Source organism: Paraburkholderia sp. Ac-20347 (assembly GCF_017104805.1).
GTDB classification, from domain to species: Bacteria; Pseudomonadota; Gammaproteobacteria; order Burkholderiales; family Burkholderiaceae; genus Paraburkholderia; species Paraburkholderia tropica.
Genome location: NZ_JAAGPN010000158.1, coordinates 1 through 18,875, shown reverse-complemented (window position 1 = coordinate 18,875; position 18,875 = coordinate 1). Strand labels below are relative to the sequence as shown.

Sequence of the window (18,875 nt, the reverse complement as noted above, 5' to 3'; positions counted from 1 at the left end):
CGCCGCGCGCCGCAATTCGAGCCAGCCGCGCGCGCGCTGCAGCTCGGGCGCGAAGTAACGCTCGCCATTCGCACGCGCATTCGCAAGCGCTTCGTCGAGCCGCGTGCGCGCTTCCTCGAAACGACCCGCGTGCGCAAGCGTCTGCGCGTGCAGCACGACGAACGGCGTAACCACGCGCCGGAAACCACGCGATGCAAGCCGCGGCAACGCGTTTTCCAGCCGTTCGAGCGCGACGTCCGCGTGACCCGCGAGCATGTCGCGCTTCGCGGCCAGACACTCGGTGTAGTCGAGCCAGATCTCCAGCCGATGGCTGGCCGACTGCGAACGCAGCAGCGCCAGATAATTGGCGGCCAGTTGCCGCTCGCCGCAATCGAGCGCGATCGGCACGGCCACACAGGCCAGCACGTGACTCAGCGACGGCTCCAGCGTATCGCCATGAATCAGATCGAGCGTGCTTTCCACGAGCTGCATCGCCTTCGCGGGCTGGCATTGCAGCAGCGCGATGCGCGCGAGCGTGCCGCGCGCGTAGATCAGCGGATACACCGTGAGCCAGCCGCGCGAGGGCGCGGTAGCGCCGAGCGTCGTAAAGGCTTCGACCGTGCGTTCGAGCCGCTCGCGCGCCTGGTCGTGCTCGCCGAAACAGTGCAGCGAAATGGCGAGCGTCTGTTCCGCGAGCCAGCGCCGCCACGGCGAATCGCACGCGGCGCTCGCGTGCTGAAAGCGCGTGGCGTAGCGCAGCGACGTGTGAATGTCGCCGCTCGATTGCATGGTGTTCCAGAGGCCCCAGAGCGCGTCGGCGGCGAATTCGGCGTCGTCGGCGGCGCGTGCGAGACGCAGCACGCGTTCCCACAGCGCGGCGGCGCGGCCCATGTCGTCGCCCACGTGCAGCAGCGAGGTCGCGTAGGCGGCGCACAGCTTCATTTCGCAGACGACATCGACGGAACCCGCAGGCAGCGTGTCGAGCACCGCGAGCGCGCGTTGTGCGCGCTGGCAGCATTCCTGCACGCGCGAGGCGCTGAGCAAGGTGCCGACGAGCGCGCCGGCGAGCGCGACGCCGAGCACCTTGTCGCCGTCGTCGGAGAAGGCCCAGTCGTAGGCGCTGCGCGCATCGTCGAGCGAGAGACGCGTGCTCACGTCGGCGCCCTCGTGTTCCGTCTGCGCGACGAACGGCCCGCTCTCCTCGATGCGCTTGCGCATATAGCGCACGTGGCGCGTGGCGATGATCTGCGACTCGCCTTCGTCGCGCAGCTTTTCGAGCGCATAGGCGCGCGTGCTTTCGGTCAGCCGGTAGACCGCGATCGCGCCGCGAAACTCCACGTTCAGCAGCGATTTGGTCGCGAGTTCGGAGAGACTCGACACGATCACCGCGATCGACATGCCGGGCTCCGCCGTCACCGCGCAGACGGCCTCGAAGGTGAACGCACCCGCGAAACAGCCCGAGCGGCGAAACAGAATGCGCGACGCGGCGTCGAGCAGCATGTAGCTCCACTCGAAGGTCGCGCGCAAGGTCTGATGGCGCGGCAAGGTCGAACGCAATCCGCCCGTGAGCAGATTGAGCCGGTCGTCGAGACGCGAGGCCACGCCTTCCACGCCGAGCGTCGCCACGCGCGCGGCGGCCAGTTCGATGGCGAGCGGCAGGCCTTCGAGGCGGCGACAGATTTCGGCGACGAGCGCGATGCTCGCCTGGTCGCGCGCGCAGTCGGGTGCGAGCGCGCGGGCGCGGCATAGAAACAGCGCGACGGCGGAATGCGCGAGGATCGCCTCGGTCGACGCGCCGTTCGCGGGCACCGCGAGCGGTTCGAGCCGCAGCACGGATTCGGCCCAGATGTGCAGCGGCTCGCGGCTCGTCACCAGCAGGCGCGCACCATGATGGCGCGCGACCAGCGTATCGACGAAACCGGCCACGACGTCGATCACATGCTCGGCGTTATCGAGCACGAGCAGACAATTCGACGTTGCAACAGCCTGGCAAATCGCGTCTTCGCACGACACGCCCGGCTCGCCCTGCAGATCGAGCGCTTCAGCAAGCGCGGCGAGCACGGTCTCGCGCGAGCTGGCCTTGTTCAGTTCGACGAAGCACACGGCGCGGCCCTGGCGACGCTGCATTTCGCGCGCCGCATGACGCGCGAGACAGGTCTTGCCGATGCCGCCCGCACCCACGATCGTGGTCACCGGCACATGTTCGAACTGCTCGACGATGCGCGCGATTTCGGTTTCGCGGCCGATCAGCGGCGCGATGCGCTGCGAGGAAAGCGAAGGCAGCGACGGCGAAGCGGCGCCTGCATAGGCGGCGGCCGTGTTTTGCGTGTTCCGCGTGTTCTGCGTGCGCGACACGTTCGACGCATTCGATGGGTTCGAGGGGTTCGGCACGACCAGCACATAGCCGCGCCCCGCCACGGTCTTGATGAGGTCGCGCTCCGCGCCGAGCAGTTTGCGCAGCGCGGCCACGTGCACCTGCAGGCGGTTTTCCTCGACGATCGCGCCGGGCCACACGGCGTCCATGATCGCGTCCTTCGAGAGCATCGTATTGTTCGCGCGATAGAGCACTTCGAGCACGTCGAAGGCGCGCGCACCAATCCGCATGACGATTCCGTCGCGACGGATTTCGCGCTGCTCGAAACTGACCCGCAATGTGCCAATTTGAATCATCGTCATCTCCAGGACATATTTGCGTGCTGGATCGTGACCCGACACGCACCTGGTTGAACGCCATCATTCGAAACGCCATTGCCGCACGGTTTCGAACCCAATATCGCGCCTCCTCTCATTGAACTTCGACTGCCCCCTCTATTTTCTGGGGCGAAGTGTAATGATTCGCAATAAAGTCGTCTTGAACAATAATTCGCGGCATGCATGGCGAAAGGCCCCGCCCGGACCGCGCAAAAGCGCTTGGCCACTGCATTCCGGCGCCATTGCGCCGGGTGAATTTCAGCAATCGTTTACTCCGGCGAATGCCGAAATCATTTCTCAAGCTGGGCCAATTCGGGTCCAATCGGCTTCCAGACGGGCATTCAGCGAATTTAGAAGTGACATTCAAGCCGCATGCCGGTCGATAAGCGCAAGGCATGGCACGCGTTGCCGCTATTTCTGACCGATGGTATAAATGTCACCTCGATTCTGTCGAACCGGTTACAGCGGTGTTTGATCCGCGCCGTTCCATTCATCCGGAGAATCCGGCACGAGGTCACCGTCCATGATTTCGCGAGCATTGCCAGCGCCGGTCAAGGCCGCGCCCAAAGACAATCTGGGCTGTGTTGCCAGCAAATTGCGAATCGATGTCCATGTCGACAACGGGGATATCGCGTTCTACCGCAAGTGCATGGCGGAGCCGGAGCTCGAACGCATTGCCATGCCGGCCAGCGAACGCGGATTTTTGACTGGCATTTCATTAGGCAATGCCCATCGCCGGAAAATATTCCGGGGGGCACGCGCTTTAGACCGGCATTTCGATACCGATTCGATCTATATCCGCGATTTTTCTGAAGATTATCAGGCGGATATGTATGGCAATTTCGATTTCGTGCTTGTCGAATTGTCACGCCCTTTTCTCGACCGGCTCGCCGACGAGCAGGATTTGCCCGCCATCAGCGGCCTGACCTGCGACCCGCGGCAGAAGGATCCGGTGCTCGGCCATCTGGCCCGCGCGCTCGCCGCGAATCTGGATCTCGCGGGCGACATCAACACCGTGTTCATCGAGCAGGTCGGTCTGGCGATCGGTTCGCACGTCGCGCGCCAGTATGGCAGCTTCAACGCCACGAACGAACGCGCCAAGGGCGCGCTCTCGGCGCTGAACGAAGCACGAGCGAAGGAACTGCTGCTGGAGCGCACGCGCGACGGCGTGTCGATTGCCGACATCGCGCGCGAGTGCAATCTGTCGCGCGGCTACTTCATCCGCGCGTTTTCGAAATCGACGGGACGCACGCCGCATCAGTGGCTGCTCGAGCAGCGCACCGAACAGGCGCGCCAGCTCGTCGAACGCACGGCCATGACGCTCTCGGAGATCGCCGCGCAATGCGGTTTCGCCGATCAGAGTCACTTGAGCCGCGTGTTCCTCAAGCTGGTGGGCGTGTCGCCAGGCGCCTGGCGGCGGCACGCCCTGCGTGCCCCGGATGCTTCAGCGGGTTAACGTACCGCAGTCGCGGCGGACGCTGAGGTCGCGGCGTTCGACGTTTCCATCGCCGTGCGATCCGAGTCGGCATTGCGCGGCGCGTCGCCGGTCTGCGCAATCCAGCCGCCGCCCAGATACTGATACAGATCCACGAGATTCGTGAGTCGGCTCAGATTCGCGCTGATCAACGATTGCTGCGCGGAATACAGATCGGTCTGCGCGCTCAGCACCGAGAGGTAGCTGTCCACGCCATTGCGATAACGCAGATCGGACAGCGTGTAACGGCGCTGCTCGCTTTCGGTGTACGCACGCAGATCGCTGATCTGCGTATCGTACGTGCCGCGCGCCGCGAGCCCGTCCGCCACTTCGCGGAACGCCGTCTGAATCGCCTTCTCGTACGCCGCCACGTCCTCGTCTTTCTCGAGCTTCGCCACGTCGAGGCTGGCCTTGTTCGCGCCGCCTTCGAAAATCGGCATCGTGATGGTCGGCCCGAAATCCCACGCAAGCTGACCCGGCTTGAACAGCGAGCCGAGGCTCGCGCTCGCGTAGCCGAACTGCCCCGTCAAACTGATGCTCGGGAAAAATGCCGCACGCGCCGCGCCGATGTTGGCGTTGGCGGCCTTGAGCGTTTCCTCGGCTTCGAGAATGTCCGGGCGACGCGTGAGCAGATCGCTGGGCAGGCCCGCCGGAATATCGGCGAGCAGCGCCTGCGAATCGAGCGGCAGACCCTCGGGCAGATCGGCGGGCAACGGCGCGCCCACCAGCAGCACGAGCGCGTTTTCCGCCTGCGCGCGCAGACGCACTTCGCTCTCGTAGTTCGCATGCGCCTGCTGCACCACGCCCGCCGCTTCACGCAGATCGAGTTCCGAACCGGTGCCGGTGTCGAATTCCGTCTTCGTCAGCTCGTACGATTTCTGCGCGGCGTCGAGCGTCTGCTTCGTGACCTTCATCGTGTCGTCGTAGGCGAGCATCGTCAGATACTGATCGGCGACTTCGGAGACCAGCGTGATCTCCGCCGCCTTGCGCGCCTGCGCCGTCGACAGATAGGTGTGCAGCGCCTCGTTCGAGAGACTGCGCACCTTGCCGAAGAAGTCGAGCTCCCACGACGCGCCCGCAGCCGCGTCGTAGTCGCTCGCGACCGTCGCGCGGCCCACGTACGAGAGGTCGGCCGGCGTGCGGGTGCGCGTGCCGGTGCCGGTCACGGAGACCGTCGGCATCAGGTTGGCGCGCTCGATGCGGTACTGCGCGCGCGCCTGCGCAACCTTCAGCACGGACACACGCAGATCGCGGTTGTTCTGCAGCGCCAGCTCGATGAGCTTCTGCAGGCGCGGGTCCTTGAAAAAGTCGCGCCAGCCGATGTCGGCGGCCGAATGGCCCTGCGCGCTGCGCGCGTCGGCGCCCGGCTGGCTGTCGTAGGCCGGGCCCGTGGGATACGCCGCCGAGACCGGCGCGGCAGGTTGCGTGTAGTGCGGCTCCAGCGTGCAGGCGGCGCTCAGGAACGCCGCCGCCACGCCGAGCGCGGTCAGCGAGAGCTTATTCATCGTGGCTCTCCTGCGCGTCGTGTGCCGACTCGGCGCCGCTCTGCGCGTTGTCTTCGGAGCGGCTGAATTTCGATCGAATGACCACATAGAACATCGGAATCATGAAAATGGCGAGGAACGTGGCCGTGAACATGCCGCCGATCACGCCGGTGCCGATCGCGTGCTGGCTCGCCGAGCCCGCGCCGTTGCTGATCGACAGCGGCAGCACGCCGAGCACGAAGGCCATCGACGTCATCAGGATCGGGCGCAGACGCAGGCGCGCGGCTTCGATCGCCGCCGCCACTGCGGTCATGCCCTGCTGCTCCTGCAGTTCGCGCGCGAACTCGACGATCAGAATGGCGTTCTTCGCGGACAGACCCACGGTGGTCAACAGCCCCACCTGGAAGAACACGTCGTTTTCGAGGCCGCGCAGCGTCACCGCGAGCAGTGCGCCGATCACGCCCAGCGGCACCACCAGAATCACCGCGAACGGAATCGACCAGCTTTCATACAGCGCCGCGAGACACAGGAACACCACGATGATCGAAATCGCGTAGAGCAGCGGCGCCTGCGAGCCCGATTGCAATTCCTGGAACGAGAGGCCCGTCCACGAATAGCCGATGCCCGCCGGCAGTTTCGCCGCCAGTTGCTCCATCGCGCTCATCGCCTGACCGGTCGACTTGCCTGCCGCCGCCTGGCCCTGGATTTCGAGCGACGAAATGCCGTTGTAGCGTTCGAGCTTCGGCGAACCGAAGGTCCACTTGCCCGTGGCGAACGAGGTGAACGGAACCATCGTGCCGCTCGTGCCGCGCACGTACCACTTGCCCAGATCGTCCGGGTTCATGCGGAACGGGCCGTCGGCCTGCACGTAGACGCGCTTGATCCGGCCGTCGGTGTCGAGGAAGTTGTTGATGTACTTCGAGCCCCACGCGATCGAGAACGTATCGTCGATGTCGGCGGCGGCGACACCCATCGCCTGAGCCTTCTCGCGATCGATATCGACCTTGTACTGCGGCGTGTCGTTCAGGCCGTTCGGACGCACGAGCGCCAGCGACGGATCCTTCGCCGCCATGCCGAGCAGCTGATTGCGCGCGGCCATCAGCTTCTCGTGACCGAGCGAAGCGTTGTCGGTCAGTTCGAAGTCGAAGCCCGACGCGGTGCCGAGTTCAGGAATCGACGGCGGATTGATCGGGATGATCATCGCGTCCTTGTCGCCCGCGAAGTGCGCGAACACGCGGCCCACCAGCGCCTGCACCTTCTCGTTCGACGCGCGGCGCTTGTCGAAGTCCTTCATCTGCACGAACACCATGCCGGAGTTCTGGCCACGGCCCGCGAAGTTGAAGCCGTTCACCGTGAACACCGACTCGACGATGTTCTTCTCGTCGGTCAGCAGATAGTCGGTGACCGCCTTGAGCGAGCGCGCCGTGATTTCCTGGGTCGAGCCCGCCGGTGTCTGCACCTGCACGTACATCGTGCCCTGATCTTCATCGGGCAGGAACGACTTCGGCAAGCGCACGAACAGGAAGCCCACCGCGACGATCACGCCCAGATAGATCACGAACCAGCGCGACGAACGGCGGATCACATGCTGCACGCCGCTGTGATACTTGTCGCGGCTCTTGTCGAAGTTGCGGTTGAACCAGCCGAAGAAACCCGTCTTCGCTTCGTGATGGCCCTGCGGAATCGGCTTGAGGATGGTCGCGCACAATGCGGGCGTGAGAATCAGCGCGCAGAGCACCGAGAGCACCATCGCGGCCACGATCGTCAGCGAGAACTGACGATAGATCGCGCCGACCGAGCCGCCCGAGAACGCCACCGGCACGAACACGGCCGAGAGCACGAGCGCCACGCCGACGAGTGCGCCGGTGATCTGGCCCATCGCCTTGCGCGTGGCTTCCTTCGGCGGCAAACCTTCTTCCGCCATCACGCGCTCGACGTTTTCGACCACCACGATCGCATCGTCCACCAGCAGACCGATGGCGAGCACGAGCCCGAACATCGAGAGCGTGTTGATCGAGAAGCCCGCCGCCGACATCACCGCGAACGTGCCCAGCAGCACCACCGGCACGGCGATCGTCGGGATCAGCGTGGCGCGCAGATTCTGCAGGAACAGATACATCACGAGGAACACCAGCACGATGCCTTCGAGCAGCGTCTTGACCACTTCCTCGATCGACAGACGCACGAACGGCGTGGTGTCGTACGGATACTTCACGATGAGACCGTGCGGGAAGTTCTTCGACAGTTCCGCGAGCTTCGCGCGCACGAGCTGCTCGGTTTGCAGCGCGTTCGCACCGGTCGCGAGCTGAATGCCGAAGCCCGCTGCAGGCGCGCCGTTGTACTTGGTGTCGAAGTTGTAGTTCTCGCCGCCCAGCTCGATGCGCGCCACGTCTTTCAGACGCACCTGCGAACCGTCCTGGTTCACCTTGAGCAGCACGTTGCCGAACTCCTCAGGCGTACGGAGGAACGACGCTTCCGTGATGGTCGCCTGCATCGCCTGGCCCTTCACGGAAGGCGTGCCGCCGATCGAACCGGCCGCCACCTGCACGTTCTGGTTCGTGATGGCCGTTTCCACGTCCACCGGCGTCAGCGCGAACTTGTTGAGCTTGTCGGCGTTGAGCCACACGCGCATCGAGAACTGCGTGCCGAACAGCGTGACCGTGCCGACGCCGTCGACGCGGCTCAGCGGATCCTCGATGTGCGACGCCACGTAGTTCGAGAGGTCGTAGCGGTCCATGCTGCCGTCTTGCGAGACGAACGCCATCACCATCAGGAAGCTGTTGCTGGACTTCGTGACCTTGATGCCCGCTTCCTGCACGACGGTCGGCAGCACCGGCGTGGCGAGTTGCAGCTTGTTCTGCACCTGCACCTGCGCGATGTCGGGATTGGTGCCCGCCGCGAACGTCAGCGTGATGGTGGCCGCGCCCGAATCGTCGGACGTCGACGACATGTACAGCAGATGGTCGAGACCGCTCATCTGCTGCTCGATCACCTGCGTCACGGTATCTTCGACCGTCTTGGCCGACGCGCCCGCGTAGCTCGCGCTAATCTGGATGGAAGGCGGCGCGATGGTCGGATACTGCGCCACCGGCAAGGAGAAGATGGAGGCGACCCCCGCCATCATCAGGATGATCGCGATCACCCAGGCGAAGATGGGCCTGTCTATGAAAAATCGAGCCATTTAACGCGTCACCTCACACTGCGCCAGCGGACGCCGCTGCGGGCGAGGAAGCCGAAGCCGCTGCTGCTGCTGCCGCTGCCGAATCCGAAGCAGCGTCGGCGGCAGCAGTCGCCGAAACCGGCGTCGCGCCCTGATCGACGGCGTGTACGGTCTGGCCCGGCTGCACCTTCATGCCGCCCGACACCACCACGCGATCGCCGACGTTGAGCCCCTTCTCGATGATCCAGTTGTTATCCGTTACGCCGCCCGTGGTCAGCTGGCGCAGTTCGATCTGGTCCTTCGCGTTGACGACGAGCGCCGTCGGGTTGCCCTTCTGGTCGTGCTGAACCGCGGCTTCGGGCAGCAGCACGGCCTGCTCGTTGTAGCCTTCGTCGATGCGCGCGCGCACGTACATGCCCGGCAGCAGCACGTCGTGCGGATTGTCGAAAGTCGCGCGCACGGTGACCGAGCCGGTCGTCTGATCGACGGTCACGTCGGAGAATTCGAGGTGGCCCGTGCCCTTGTACGGCTGGCCGTCTTCGAGCACCAGTTGCACCTTCGCGGCGTGCGGGCCGGTCAGCGTGATCTTGCCGTCGGCGGCGGCGCGGCGCAGCTTCAGACCGTCGACGCTCGATTGCGTCAGGTCCACGTACACCGGGTCCATCTGCTGCACGGTCGCGAGTTCGGTCGCGCCGCTCGACTGCACATAAGCGCCCGGCGTCACCGACGACTTGCCGATACGGCCCGTGATCGGCGAATAGACGGTCGTGTAGCTCAGGTTGATCTTCGCGGTTTCCACGCTCGCGGCGTCGGCTTCGACGTCGGCTTGCGCTTCGTCCGTGGCGGCCACAGCGTTGTCGTAATCCTGCTTGCTGACCGCGTTGGCCGCGACCAGCACCTTGTAGCGATCGGATTGCGCCTTTGCGGCGATCAGCGTCGCGCGCGCCTTCGCGAGCGTGGCCTTGGCGTTGTCGAGCGTCGCCACATAGGGCGCCGGATCGATCTGATAGAGCAGCTGGCCGGCCTTCACCTCGCTGCCTTCCACGAAGGTGCGCTTGAGCAGGATGCCGGTGGCGCGCGCCTGCACTTCGGCGACGAGATGCGCGCTCACGCGGCCCGGCAGATCGACCGTCACGGGCACGGCAGTCGTCTGCACGCGCATCACGTTGACTTCCGGCGTGGCGGAGGCCGCTTGTTGCGGTTTATCGGAGCAGCCTGCGAGGCCGATGGCGGCGCAGATCACCGCGCACTGCGCGGCGAGCGTACGGAGTGATGGCGTTCCCGGTGTGATGGCGTAGTTTCCTGAGTGTCTTGTCATATTCGCTAGAGGCGCGCCGGGCCCATGCCCGGCTGGCTTACCAATCCCTTAACCATTGCTTCACGCGGAATTTACGCAAACTGCAAGCGCGCCGGGTTACGTGAAACACACTCCGTAAGATTCACTAAGCAAACGCGGCGCGGGCGTTGATAAGATCGGCGCGAATTGATGTCCTGCGCGGATGTCCTGCCCGCGCTCGCGCCGTTTCGTCGCGCCATCGGGTGTGAGGGCCGGATGCCATGACGGTGCGGGACGCACGGAATTTGAAGGGCCGATTGATATGAGAAGGACGAAGGAGCAATCGCTCGCGCAGCGCCAGACGCTGCTCGATTGCGCGGAGCAGATCTTCTACAGGAAGGGATTTGCGGCCGCCACGCTCGAGGAAATCGCCGGCAAGGCAGGCGTGACGCGCGGCGCGATCTACGTGCATTTCCGCAGCAAGGCCGCGATATTCGAAGCGCTGTTCGAGCGCCCCGATCTGTCGCTCGCGCCATTCGATCTGCCCGCGCGGCCGGCGACGGCGCGGCCGATGGCCTGGCTCGCGCAGGAGTTGCGCGCGCGCCTGAAGCGCATGCTCGGCAATCGCTCGGCGCGCCGTCTCTATGGCATCGCGCTCGCGGATGCCGAATCGGTGCGCCGCAACGCGCCGCTCGCCGCGCGCATGCAAAGCGCGGCCACGCACGCCGAAACGACCATCGCCACCGTGCTCGACGACGCCGCGCATCTCGGCGAAATCGACGGGCCGCTCGACGCGCTTGGGTCCGCGCGCTTCATCTATTCGGCGCTCACGGGTTTCTTCTGCCGCCAGCTATCGAGCGGCCAACCCGCCGCCGACGATCTGCTCGTCGCGCGCGTGGTGGAAACGGTGTTGTGCTGCGTGCAGTTGAGCGTGTCCGATCACGTGCATCAACCGGCGCCGATGCGCGAGACACCGGCGCGCGTCAGTGGCGCGCCGACGTCCATCGGCAGCGCCGATCAACCCGCCTTGCGCGGATAAGGAAAGCTCATCGTCACGACGAAGCCGCCGCGCGGATCGTTGGCGACATCCATCGCGCCATCGTGATGACGCACGAGGCGGCGCACGATCGCGAGACCGAGGCCGCAATGCGCATCGCCGCCGCGCGCCGCGTCGAGCCGCACGAACGGACGCTGCACGCGATGCAGATCCGCTTCGGGCACGCCCGCGCCGTGATCGCGCACGCGCAGCACGTAACGGCCATCGGCGAGCCTCGTCGACACTTCGACCGGCGGCTCGCCATACGTGAGCGCGTTTTCGATCAGGTTCGAGAGCATGCGGTCGAGATCGACGGCAGGCAGCATGAAGCCGTCGCCGGCGTGGAGTGCGAGCTTGACGAGCGCGCCGTCGTCCGCTGCTTCCGCCGCTTCCATCAAGCTTGAATCGGCTGAATCGCCCGCGTGCGCGCCGTAATCGCGGCGGCAATGCGCGTCGACGCTCACGAACGCCGAATCGCTCACATTCTCGCGCGCGAAGTCGAGAAACTGCGTGACGATGCGCGACATCGATTCAGTCTCGCGCAGAAACGCCGCGCGATCTTTCGGCGTGGCGAGCATATCGGCGCGCAACTGCATGCGCGTGATCGGCGTGCGCAGATCGTGCGCGATGCCCGCGAGCATCACGGAGCGCTCGCGCTCGCTTTCGGCGAGTTCGCTCACCATGTCGTTGAAATCGCTCACCAGTTCGCGCACTTCGTGCGGCCCCGCCTGCGCCACGCGATGCACGCCGCGCCCGATGCGATACTCGCGCGCCGCACGCGCCAGTTCGCGCACGGGACGCTGCACCTGCCACGCGAAAATCACCGCAGTGACGATCGCGAACACGAGCGTGAGCGCCGAAAAACCCATGAAGCGACTGAGCGGCGGCATGAAGCCCGGCATCACGATCCAGTATTTCGCGTCGCGCTGACGCACCCACACGCTGCTGGTGTCGGGCTCGACCACGACGTGACTACCCTCGCCCAGACGCGGACGCAGACTCTCCTCGAGCGGACCATTCGTATCCGTGCACGGCGCGGGACAGCCTGCTTCAATCGCGCGCGCCACGCCGACGTAATGAATGCCGAGCGTGTCCGCAACGTGTTCGGCGAGCACCGGATCGCGCTCGCGCACCTGCGCCGCTATCACGAGATTGTTGAGCGAGCGCTGCGCGTCGATCTTCGCGCGCTCCTTGTCGATCAGCAGCAGCGCCATCACATGCACCAGCACCACGAGGCCGACGATCATCAGCGAAAGGCGGCCGAACAGCGTGTCAAGCGGACGGAAGGGAAGCTTCATCGGCATCATCGTCGGGAACGAACATATAGCCCACGCCGCGCATGGTTTGCAGGCGGCGCGGGTTGGACGGATCGACTTCGATCAGGCGGCGCAGACGCCACACCGGCACGTCGATGCCGCGCTCGGTCACAGCTGCGCCCGGCCCGTGCAGCAGGTCAAGAAGCTTCGCGCGGGAGAGCGTTTCCATCGGATGCTGCGCGAAGATTTCGAGCATCGCGTACTCACTGCCCGTGAGCTTGACCGGCTCGCCGTCGCGCAGCAGCGTGCGCGTGGCGAAGTTCAGTTCGAACGGGCCGAAACGGCACGGCGCGCGACGTTCGGGCGCGCCGCGATCGGGCTCGCCCTGGCGGCGCAGCACGGCGCGGATGCGCGCGAGCAGTTCCTGCGGCATGAAGGGCTTGCCGAGATAGTCGTCGGCGCCGAGTTCGAGGCCGACCACGCGGTCGGCGCCGTCGGCGCGCGCGGTGAGCATGATGACCGGAATGCGGTCGCCGCTCGCGCGCAGCTGCTTGAGCGCCGTGAGGCCGTCGACGCCCGGCATCATCACGTCGAGCACGATGACCGAGGGACGCTCGCGTTCGAGGCGACGTTCGATCTGCGTGGCGTCGTGCAGCACCGAGAACGCGATGTTGCGCTGCTGGAAGAATTCGCGCAGGAGGTCGCGCAGCGATTCGTCGTCGTCGACGAGCAGGACCTGGAACTCAGGATCGGACATCGTGGACGCCTCCAGGCGAAGTGCAACGGTGGGCGGCGGGAAGATGGCGCTGGGTCACGGCGGGTCTGTGCAAATCAGGGTGGTGCGGTTCGAATGGCGAGATGGCGCGGTGCGGTGTCGAAGCCGTATCGAAGCGGTTCGGCTCGCGGCGCATGGGGGTATTGTGCCTGTGTTGGCGGGGATGTGGCGGCGAGGGGTGTTGCGGGGGATGAATGCGGGGCGGACCATGTGATCCGCAACGGCCGGTTCGCAACGGCCTTTGCCTGACGAACGGTCAGGCAAAGGCCGTGTGCATTTCGCTGTTTCGTGATCAGCGCAATTTAATACAGGTCAGCCCTTTCTGGTGCGGGCTGACCTTTCGCAATTTCACCGGCGTGAGCGGATGGCCGTCGTTATCGACTTCGATCGCGGCCATGATGCACTGATAGTCGCCCGCATGCGCGAATGCGCTGAGCCACGAACGATTCGGATCGCTGGGCGCGAGCCCTTCCTGCGCGACCATCAGATAATGCGTGTCTTTGCGCGGCGTGAATTTCGCCTGCATCATGCAGCCGTCGCCTTCATAGGAAATCACCAGCGGCTGGTCGGGTACGACTTTCACCGGCGTTGAATTCGGCGTGCCATCGACAAGCGTTTTGCCCGCATAGCAATCCTTGTCGTTAAACGAGATCAGATAAATCCCATTGCCCTTGATGCGGACATCGGCCGACGGCTCCGAGTCTTTCGGGAAAGGATACGGTTTGCCGAGGCTGGTACAGCCTGCAAGGAGTACGCCCATGCAGGCGATGAACAATTTTGACTTCACGGTGTCGTTTCTTTTTTAATGCAAACAGACGAATAAAAGCGTCAAGGATTCGACGACGCGTCTTGCCCCGTCACGTCCTTCACGATCAGCGCGATTTTCTGGCGGCCCGTTTCGCCGAATTGCTGCTGCACCTGAAGCAGCGCCATGCATTCGTCGTCGTTTTGCGGTTTCGCCGCCTTGATCTGCGCGCCAAGTGCCGCGAGCCGATCGTCCAGCGCTCTGGCCTCGGGCGACGCGCCGTGCTGCATCACTTCCTTGAGCGCGGCGTCGAAGCCCATGCCCTCTTTCTGCTGCAGATACTTCACCGCCACGCCAAGCTGCGCGCCGTTCGCACGATTCGTTTCCTTGAATGCCGCCACGCCGTCGCTATACGCCTGACTGCTCATGCAGTCGTAAGCAAAACACGGCGCGGACACTGCCGCCATCACGACTATCGCCAGTTTCCCGATCTTCATTAATGCCATTTCCCTTTCGTTACGCGCGTGTAGAGACGTGCTTCATTCGAAGCTGAAACGCAGATCCTTGACGATCTGCTCATTGCCCCATTTGAAAGAGCACACGCGCGCGACTTCGACACCCACCGTGCCCGAACCCGAAGGCTGCTTCTCGCTGACCGGCACGCATCCGCCTTCGATCGTCACCGTCGGCGTGCCCTGCTTCGAGAGCGGGAACTCAATGGCGGCGTCTTCGGGAATCGTGTGCTTGAGCGAGACGTTTTCGATGTAGTCGTCCGGGGCCGTGAGGATCAGCGCCTTGTCGACCACCAGCGAGTAGTAGTCGTGCTGGAACGGCACTTCGGTAATGCAGACCGTTGCGGTGTGTTGTCCGAGCGTTTGCGATTCGCAGCGCGGAGCCGGCGCGGCCGCGAATGCCGATACTGCGCCGAACAACAAAGGAAGCGTAAAGAGTGATTTCATTCGAATCGAATATCGTGGATATCGTGTCCGTTATTTCGACCGTTTTAATGAAATCTTTAGTAATTTATTGCGCAGCACTTTTATTCGCCATTGAAAGGAAATAGACCATGGTGCAATTCATTCGATAAAACAACTGGATAGCGACTGGCGCGCTGTTGCCCGTCATGCCGCAATGGCACGGCACGCCCACGCCGATCTACGCGATAACGGAAACGCGCTTGCTGCCCGCGAAAACGCAGCGGTTTATCGAGTTTCTGCAGGAGCGGCAGGCGGCACAGACGCAGCCCGTTTGATGTCGCGGGCGACCGTCGCCAGGTCGTTCCCGCGCGTCGTCTACACCGCACGCCGCAGCGCATCGGCGACAACCGTAAACGCCGGCGTCGGCTGCCGTCGGCTCGGATAATACAGATAGAACCCGGCAAACGGCGCGCACCATTCGCTCAGCACGCGGACCAGTTCGCCGCGCTCGATATGCGCCAGCACGCGCGCCTCGGGCACGCACGCGAGTCCCGCGCCCGCGAGCGCGGCACGCACCGCCAGCGTCGCCGTATTGAAGATCAAGCGGCCTTCCACGCGCACCTTGAGCGCCCGCCCGCCCTTTTCGAACTCCCACGCGTAGAGGCTCCCGGCGGTCGGCATGCGGATGTTCACGCAGTTATGCGCGGTCAGATCCTGCGGCGTGGTCGGCTTCGGATAGCGCGCGAAATACGCCGGCGTGCCGACCACGGCCATGCGCATGTCCGGCCCGATGCGCACGGCGACCATATCGCGCGCGACCTGCTCGCCGAGCCGCACGCCCGCATCGAGCCGCTGCTCGACGATATCGGTCAGCCCGTTATCGATCACGAGTTCGACCGTGATGTCAGGATACGCAGGCAGCAGCTTTTCGATCGCGGGCCAGAGCAGCAATTCCGCCGCATGCTCGCCCGCCGCGATGCGCACGATGCCCGCCGGTTTCTCGCGCAGCGCCGTCAACGCGGCCAGTTCAGCCTCGACTTCGTCCAGCCGCGGCCCGACCGACTGGATCAGCCGTTCGCCCGCCTCGGTCGGCGAGACGTTGCGCGTCGTGCGCGCGAGCAGCCGCAAGCCCAGACGCGCCTCCAGATTACGCACGGTCTGGCTCAGCGCCGACTGCGACACGCCCAGTTGCGCCGCGGCTTTCGTGAAACTGCCCTCGCGCGCCACGGCGAGAAATGCGGTGATATCGGCAAGATCGGAACGCGCCATGATTGATAAGCCCAGCTTCTAACTTCATCCCGATTCTAGCGCTTAATCGCAAGACAGCGCGCTGCTACATTGATCGTCGTGCCGCCGTCGGAGTGGAGACGGCAACTCAACGCCTAAGGAGTCGATGATGAAAAAACGTGTTCTCGGGAAGAGCGGGCTCGAAGTGTCCGCGATCGGGCTGGGCTGCATGGGCCTGAGCTACGGCTACGGTCCCGCCAGCGACAAGGCCGACGCCATCAAGCTGATCCGCGCCGCGTTCGAGCGCGGCGTGACCTTCTTCGACACCGCCGAAGCCTACGCGCAAGGCGCGAACGAGGCATTGCTCGGCGAGGCGCTCGCGCCGTTTCGCGACGAGGTGGTGATCGCGACCAAATTCGGCTTCGAAGGCGGCGACGTGCAGAAAGGCGTCAACAGCAAGCCTGACAATATCCGCGCCGTGACCGACGCCGCACTCAAGCGGTTGCGTACCGATCGCATCGATCTGCTGTATCAGCATCGCGTCGATCCGGACGTGCCGATGGAAGACGTCGCGGGCGCGGTGAAGGAGCTGATCGCGCAAGGCAAGGTCAAGCATTTCGGCATGTCGGAAGCGGGCGCGCAGTCGATTCGCCGCGCGCATGCCGTGCAGCCGGTCGCGGCGCTGCAGAGCGAATACTCGCTGTGGTGGCGCGAGCCCGAGCAGGAGATTCTGCCGCTGCTCGACGAACTCGGCATTGGTTTCGTGCCGTTCAGCCCGCTCGGCAAGGGCTTTCTGACTGGCACGATCGACGCGACGACGAGCTTCGACAAAACCGATTTCCGCAACGTCGTGCCGCGTTTTTCGGAGGAAAACCGCCGCGCCAATCAAGGTCTCGTCGATGTGCTCAAGCAGATCGCCACGGACCTGAACGCGACGCCCGCGCAAATCGCGCTCGCCTGGCTGCTCGCGCAAAAGCCGTGGATCGCGCCGATTCCGGGCACGACCAAATTGCATCGAATGGAAGAAAACGTCGGCGCGGCGGCCATCGAATTGACCGCTGAAAATCTGCACGACATCGAAACGGCGTTCGCGAACATCGCCGTGCAGGGCGACCGCTATCCGGCGCATTTGCAGGCGCGCGTCGGCAAGTAAGCGGCCGGGTGCGCGGCTGAGGATCGCCCGCGCCCGCCACCCGTTCAAAGGATCACTATGTCAGCCAATATCGCAGGAAAAGTCATCGTCATTACGGGCGCGAGCAGCGGGCTCGGCGAAGCCGCCGTGCGCCGTCTCGCCGCCGCTGGCGCGAAACTCGTGCTCGGCGCGCGGCGCGTCGATCGTCTCAAGGCGCTGGCGGCCGAACTCGGTCTGCCGGAGAACGCCGCCGTCGAAACCGATGTCGCCGATGCGAGCCAGGTTCAGGCGCTCGTCGATCACGCGGTCGCGACGCATGGCCGTATCGACGTGCTGATCAACAACGCCGGTCTGATGCCGCATTCGCCGCTCGAGCGCGGCAAAATCGCGGACTGGGATCGCATGATCGACGTGAACATCAAGGGCGTGCTGTATGGCATCGCCGCCGCGCTGCCGCATATGACGCGGCAAAAGAGCGGTCATATCATCAACGTGTCGTCGGTTGCGGGGCACAAGGTCGGCAAGAACAACGCCGTGTATTGCGCGACGAAAACGGCGGTGCGCGTGCTCTCCGAAGGGCTGCGTCAGGAAGTGAAACCGCACAACATCCGCACGACGATCATCTCGCCGGGCGCGGTGCAATCGGAGTTGCCGCAGAGCGTGACCGAAGCCGATGTGGCGGCCGGGATCGCCGACTTCTACGAGAAGTTCGCGATTCCCGCCGACAGCTTCGCGCGCATGGTCGCCTTCGCGATCGAGCAGCCCGACGACGTCGACGTCAACGAGATCCTGTTCCGGCCGACGGCGCAGGAGGTCTGAAGCGTGACCTCGCGCGGCGCGCGTCAGTGCACGACCATGCCGTTGTACTGCGCGTTGCCCGCGCCCGCCGCGATATTGATGCCGATATTGCCGCTGACGTTGGCGAGCGCGCCCGCGCCGAGTTCGGCCGTGCCGCTGCCCGTCATGTGCGCGACGCCCTGCACGGTCTGCTGCGAGACGATTTCCGCGCGCGACGTGCTGACGAGCGCGATCTGATTGGCCTGCACATTGAACGCGCCGGCGGCGAGGTTCACGCCCGCGTTGCCGGTCGCGCCGCGCAGCACGTCCGCGCCCACGGAGGCCGATTGCGCAGCGAGATCCGCGTTGCCTGCCGAGTTCTGCACCGCGGTGAGCTTCACGGGCGCGAAGACGGCGGCGCTGTCGTCGTCGCCCGATGCGGAGACGGTGGAAATCGCGGACAGTGACGTCGCGCTATCCGCGAACGCCGACGTCGCGCCCGCACACGTGGCCGCGCACAGCGTCGCGGCAATCAACAAACGTAGCTTCATCGGTGGCTCCCCGGCGTGGTCGAATGAGTCGGATAGCTGCGATATCGACCGTTGCGGGCGCGCTTGAAGTGCGGGTTTTCCCTGGTATCGAAGGCAAGCCTTCGGGCGGGATGACGCCCTGTTTTATCCCCCACTTCACGCTGATTCAGCCCTTTTCACCGACGCGTTATCCGTCCCTTTCACCGGCAGCAGCACAATCACCAGCGCGGCTAGCGCCGCCACTACTGCGCCCGTGACGTAGTTCGCGCCCAGACCGCGCGCATCGACGATATAGCCCGCCAGCACCGTGCCGCAGCCGATGCCGACCTGGGTGGTGAGCGTGAACATCGCCGACACCGTCTCGTCCTCGATATCGCGAATCTGCCGATGCCACATGTTCAGCGCGAGCGGCAGCG

At 64.8% G+C, this 18,875-nt stretch carries 16 protein-coding genes; 4 read left to right on the top strand and 12 right to left on the bottom strand.

What is annotated here, in order from left to right:
* A partial coding sequence (locus G3N97_RS25340; protein WP_205995802.1) for a winged helix-turn-helix domain-containing protein occupies window positions 1-2,649 on the bottom strand: 2,649 nt, incomplete at its 3' end.
* A 544-nt stretch (window positions 2,650-3,193) separates the two neighbouring features.
* Here G3N97_RS25340 and G3N97_RS25335 point away from each other — a divergent pair.
* Complete coding sequence (locus G3N97_RS25335) at window positions 3,194-4,126, top strand: helix-turn-helix domain-containing protein (protein WP_205995800.1); 933 nt, start codon at window positions 3,194-3,196, stop codon at window positions 4,124-4,126.
* Here G3N97_RS25335 and G3N97_RS25330 read toward each other — a convergent pair.
* The 3 genes from G3N97_RS25330 to G3N97_RS25320 are packed head-to-tail and all read right to left on the bottom strand — an operon-like array spanning window position 4,123 to window position 10,028.
* Window positions 4,123-5,649 carry an efflux transporter outer membrane subunit gene (locus G3N97_RS25330; protein WP_205995798.1) on the bottom strand — a complete coding sequence of 509 codons (1,527 nt, stop codon included), beginning with the start codon at window positions 5,647-5,649 and terminating at the stop codon, window positions 4,123-4,125. The genes G3N97_RS25335 and G3N97_RS25330 overlap by 4 nt on opposite strands.
* Complete coding sequence (locus G3N97_RS25325; RefSeq protein ID WP_205995796.1) at window positions 5,642-8,809, bottom strand: efflux RND transporter permease subunit; 3,168 nt, start codon at window positions 8,807-8,809, stop codon at window positions 5,642-5,644. The genes G3N97_RS25330 and G3N97_RS25325 overlap by 8 nt, the downstream gene beginning before the upstream one ends.
* A 13-nt stretch (window positions 8,810-8,822) precedes the next feature.
* Window positions 8,823-10,028: an efflux RND transporter periplasmic adaptor subunit gene (locus G3N97_RS25320; protein ID WP_346778116.1), complete on the bottom strand. Its 1,206-nt coding sequence runs from the start codon at window positions 10,026-10,028 to the stop codon at window positions 8,823-8,825.
* Between the two features lie 358 nt (window positions 10,029-10,386).
* On the opposite strand from G3N97_RS25320, the gene G3N97_RS25315 reads away from it, so the two are divergent.
* Complete coding sequence (locus G3N97_RS25315) at window positions 10,387-11,103, top strand: TetR family transcriptional regulator (RefSeq protein ID WP_205995792.1); 717 nt, start codon at window positions 10,387-10,389, stop codon at window positions 11,101-11,103.
* On the opposite strand, the gene G3N97_RS25310 is transcribed toward G3N97_RS25315, so the two are convergent.
* The 6 genes from G3N97_RS25310 to G3N97_RS25285 form a co-directional block, all read right to left on the bottom strand.
* The gene (locus G3N97_RS25310; protein ID WP_205995790.1) at window positions 11,082-12,398 is read right to left on the bottom strand and encodes an ATP-binding protein; all 1,317 of its coding nucleotides are present in this window, start codon (window positions 12,396-12,398) and stop codon (window positions 11,082-11,084) included. The genes G3N97_RS25315 and G3N97_RS25310 overlap by 22 nt on opposite strands.
* On the bottom strand, window positions 12,373-13,113 hold the full coding sequence (locus G3N97_RS25305) for a response regulator (protein ID WP_205995789.1): 741 nt from the start codon (window positions 13,111-13,113) through the stop codon (window positions 12,373-12,375). Before G3N97_RS25305 ends, G3N97_RS25310 begins: the two co-directional genes overlap by 26 nt.
* 310 nt (window positions 13,114-13,423) lie before the next feature.
* Window positions 13,424-13,918: a hypothetical protein gene (locus G3N97_RS25300; protein WP_205995787.1), complete on the bottom strand. Its 495-nt coding sequence runs from the start codon at window positions 13,916-13,918 to the stop codon at window positions 13,424-13,426.
* A gap of 41 nt (window positions 13,919-13,959) precedes the next feature.
* A complete protein-coding gene (locus G3N97_RS25295; RefSeq protein ID WP_205995785.1) occupies window positions 13,960-14,373 on the bottom strand; it encodes a hypothetical protein in 414 nt (137 codons plus the stop codon).
* A gap of 42 nt (window positions 14,374-14,415) precedes the next feature.
* A complete protein-coding gene (locus G3N97_RS25290; protein WP_205995783.1) occupies window positions 14,416-14,835 on the bottom strand; it encodes a hypothetical protein in 420 nt (139 codons plus the stop codon).
* A 333-nt stretch (window positions 14,836-15,168) separates the two neighbouring features.
* Window positions 15,169-16,062 (bottom strand): LysR family transcriptional regulator, encoded by an 894-nt coding sequence (locus tag G3N97_RS25285; protein WP_205995781.1) that lies wholly within the window; start codon window positions 16,060-16,062, stop codon window positions 15,169-15,171.
* 127 nt (window positions 16,063-16,189) lie between these two features.
* Here G3N97_RS25285 and G3N97_RS25280 point away from each other — a divergent pair, with 127 nt between their 5' ends.
* Together G3N97_RS25280 and G3N97_RS25275 are read left to right on the top strand one after the other, a co-directional pair.
* Window positions 16,190-17,173, top strand: a complete 984-nt coding sequence (locus tag G3N97_RS25280; protein WP_205995779.1) for an aldo/keto reductase — start codon at window positions 16,190-16,192, stop codon at window positions 17,171-17,173.
* A 57-nt stretch (window positions 17,174-17,230) separates the two neighbouring features.
* A complete protein-coding gene (locus tag G3N97_RS25275) occupies window positions 17,231-17,971 on the top strand; it encodes an SDR family oxidoreductase (protein WP_205995777.1) in 741 nt (246 codons plus the stop codon).
* 23 nt (window positions 17,972-17,994) lie between these two features.
* Here the strand turns inward: G3N97_RS25275 and G3N97_RS25270 are convergent, their stop codons facing one another.
* Together G3N97_RS25270 and G3N97_RS25265 are read right to left on the bottom strand one after the other, a co-directional pair.
* Window positions 17,995-18,480, bottom strand: a complete 486-nt coding sequence (locus G3N97_RS25270) for a hypothetical protein (RefSeq protein ID WP_205995775.1) — start codon at window positions 18,478-18,480, stop codon at window positions 17,995-17,997.
* 135 nt (window positions 18,481-18,615) lie between these two features.
* A partial coding sequence (locus G3N97_RS25265) for a hypothetical protein (RefSeq protein WP_205995773.1) occupies window positions 18,616-18,875 on the bottom strand: 260 nt, incomplete at its 5' end.

Excerpts from the sequence above, each read along its gene's own strand:
- G3N97_RS25275 (WP_205995777.1), top strand. The coding sequence starts at position 17,231 with ATGTCAGCCAATATCGCAGGAAAAGTCATCGTCATTACGGGCGCGAGC.
- G3N97_RS25285 (WP_205995781.1), bottom strand. The coding sequence starts at position 16,062 with ATGGCGCGTTCCGATCTTGCCGATATCACCGCATTTCTCGCCGTGGCG.
- G3N97_RS25335 (WP_205995800.1), top strand. The coding sequence starts at position 3,194 with ATGATTTCGCGAGCATTGCCAGCGCCGGTCAAGGCCGCGCCCAAAGAC.
- G3N97_RS25325 (WP_205995796.1), bottom strand. The coding sequence starts at position 8,809 with ATGGCTCGATTTTTCATAGACAGGCCCATCTTCGCCTGGGTGATCGCG.
- G3N97_RS25310 (WP_205995790.1), bottom strand. The coding sequence starts at position 12,398 with ATGAAGCTTCCCTTCCGTCCGCTTGACACGCTGTTCGGCCGCCTTTCG.
- G3N97_RS25305 (WP_205995789.1), bottom strand. The coding sequence starts at position 13,113 with ATGTCCGATCCTGAGTTCCAGGTCCTGCTCGTCGACGACGACGAATCG.
- G3N97_RS25295 (WP_205995785.1), bottom strand. The coding sequence starts at position 14,373 with ATGAAGATCGGGAAACTGGCGATAGTCGTGATGGCGGCAGTGTCCGCG.
- G3N97_RS25315 (WP_205995792.1), top strand. The coding sequence starts at position 10,387 with ATGAGAAGGACGAAGGAGCAATCGCTCGCGCAGCGCCAGACGCTGCTC.
- G3N97_RS25270 (WP_205995775.1), bottom strand. The coding sequence starts at position 18,480 with ATGAAGCTACGTTTGTTGATTGCCGCGACGCTGTGCGCGGCCACGTGT.
- G3N97_RS25290 (WP_205995783.1), bottom strand. The coding sequence starts at position 14,835 with ATGAAATCACTCTTTACGCTTCCTTTGTTGTTCGGCGCAGTATCGGCA.
- G3N97_RS25330 (WP_205995798.1), bottom strand. The coding sequence starts at position 5,649 with ATGAATAAGCTCTCGCTGACCGCGCTCGGCGTGGCGGCGGCGTTCCTG.
- G3N97_RS25280 (WP_205995779.1), top strand. The coding sequence starts at position 16,190 with ATGAAAAAACGTGTTCTCGGGAAGAGCGGGCTCGAAGTGTCCGCGATC.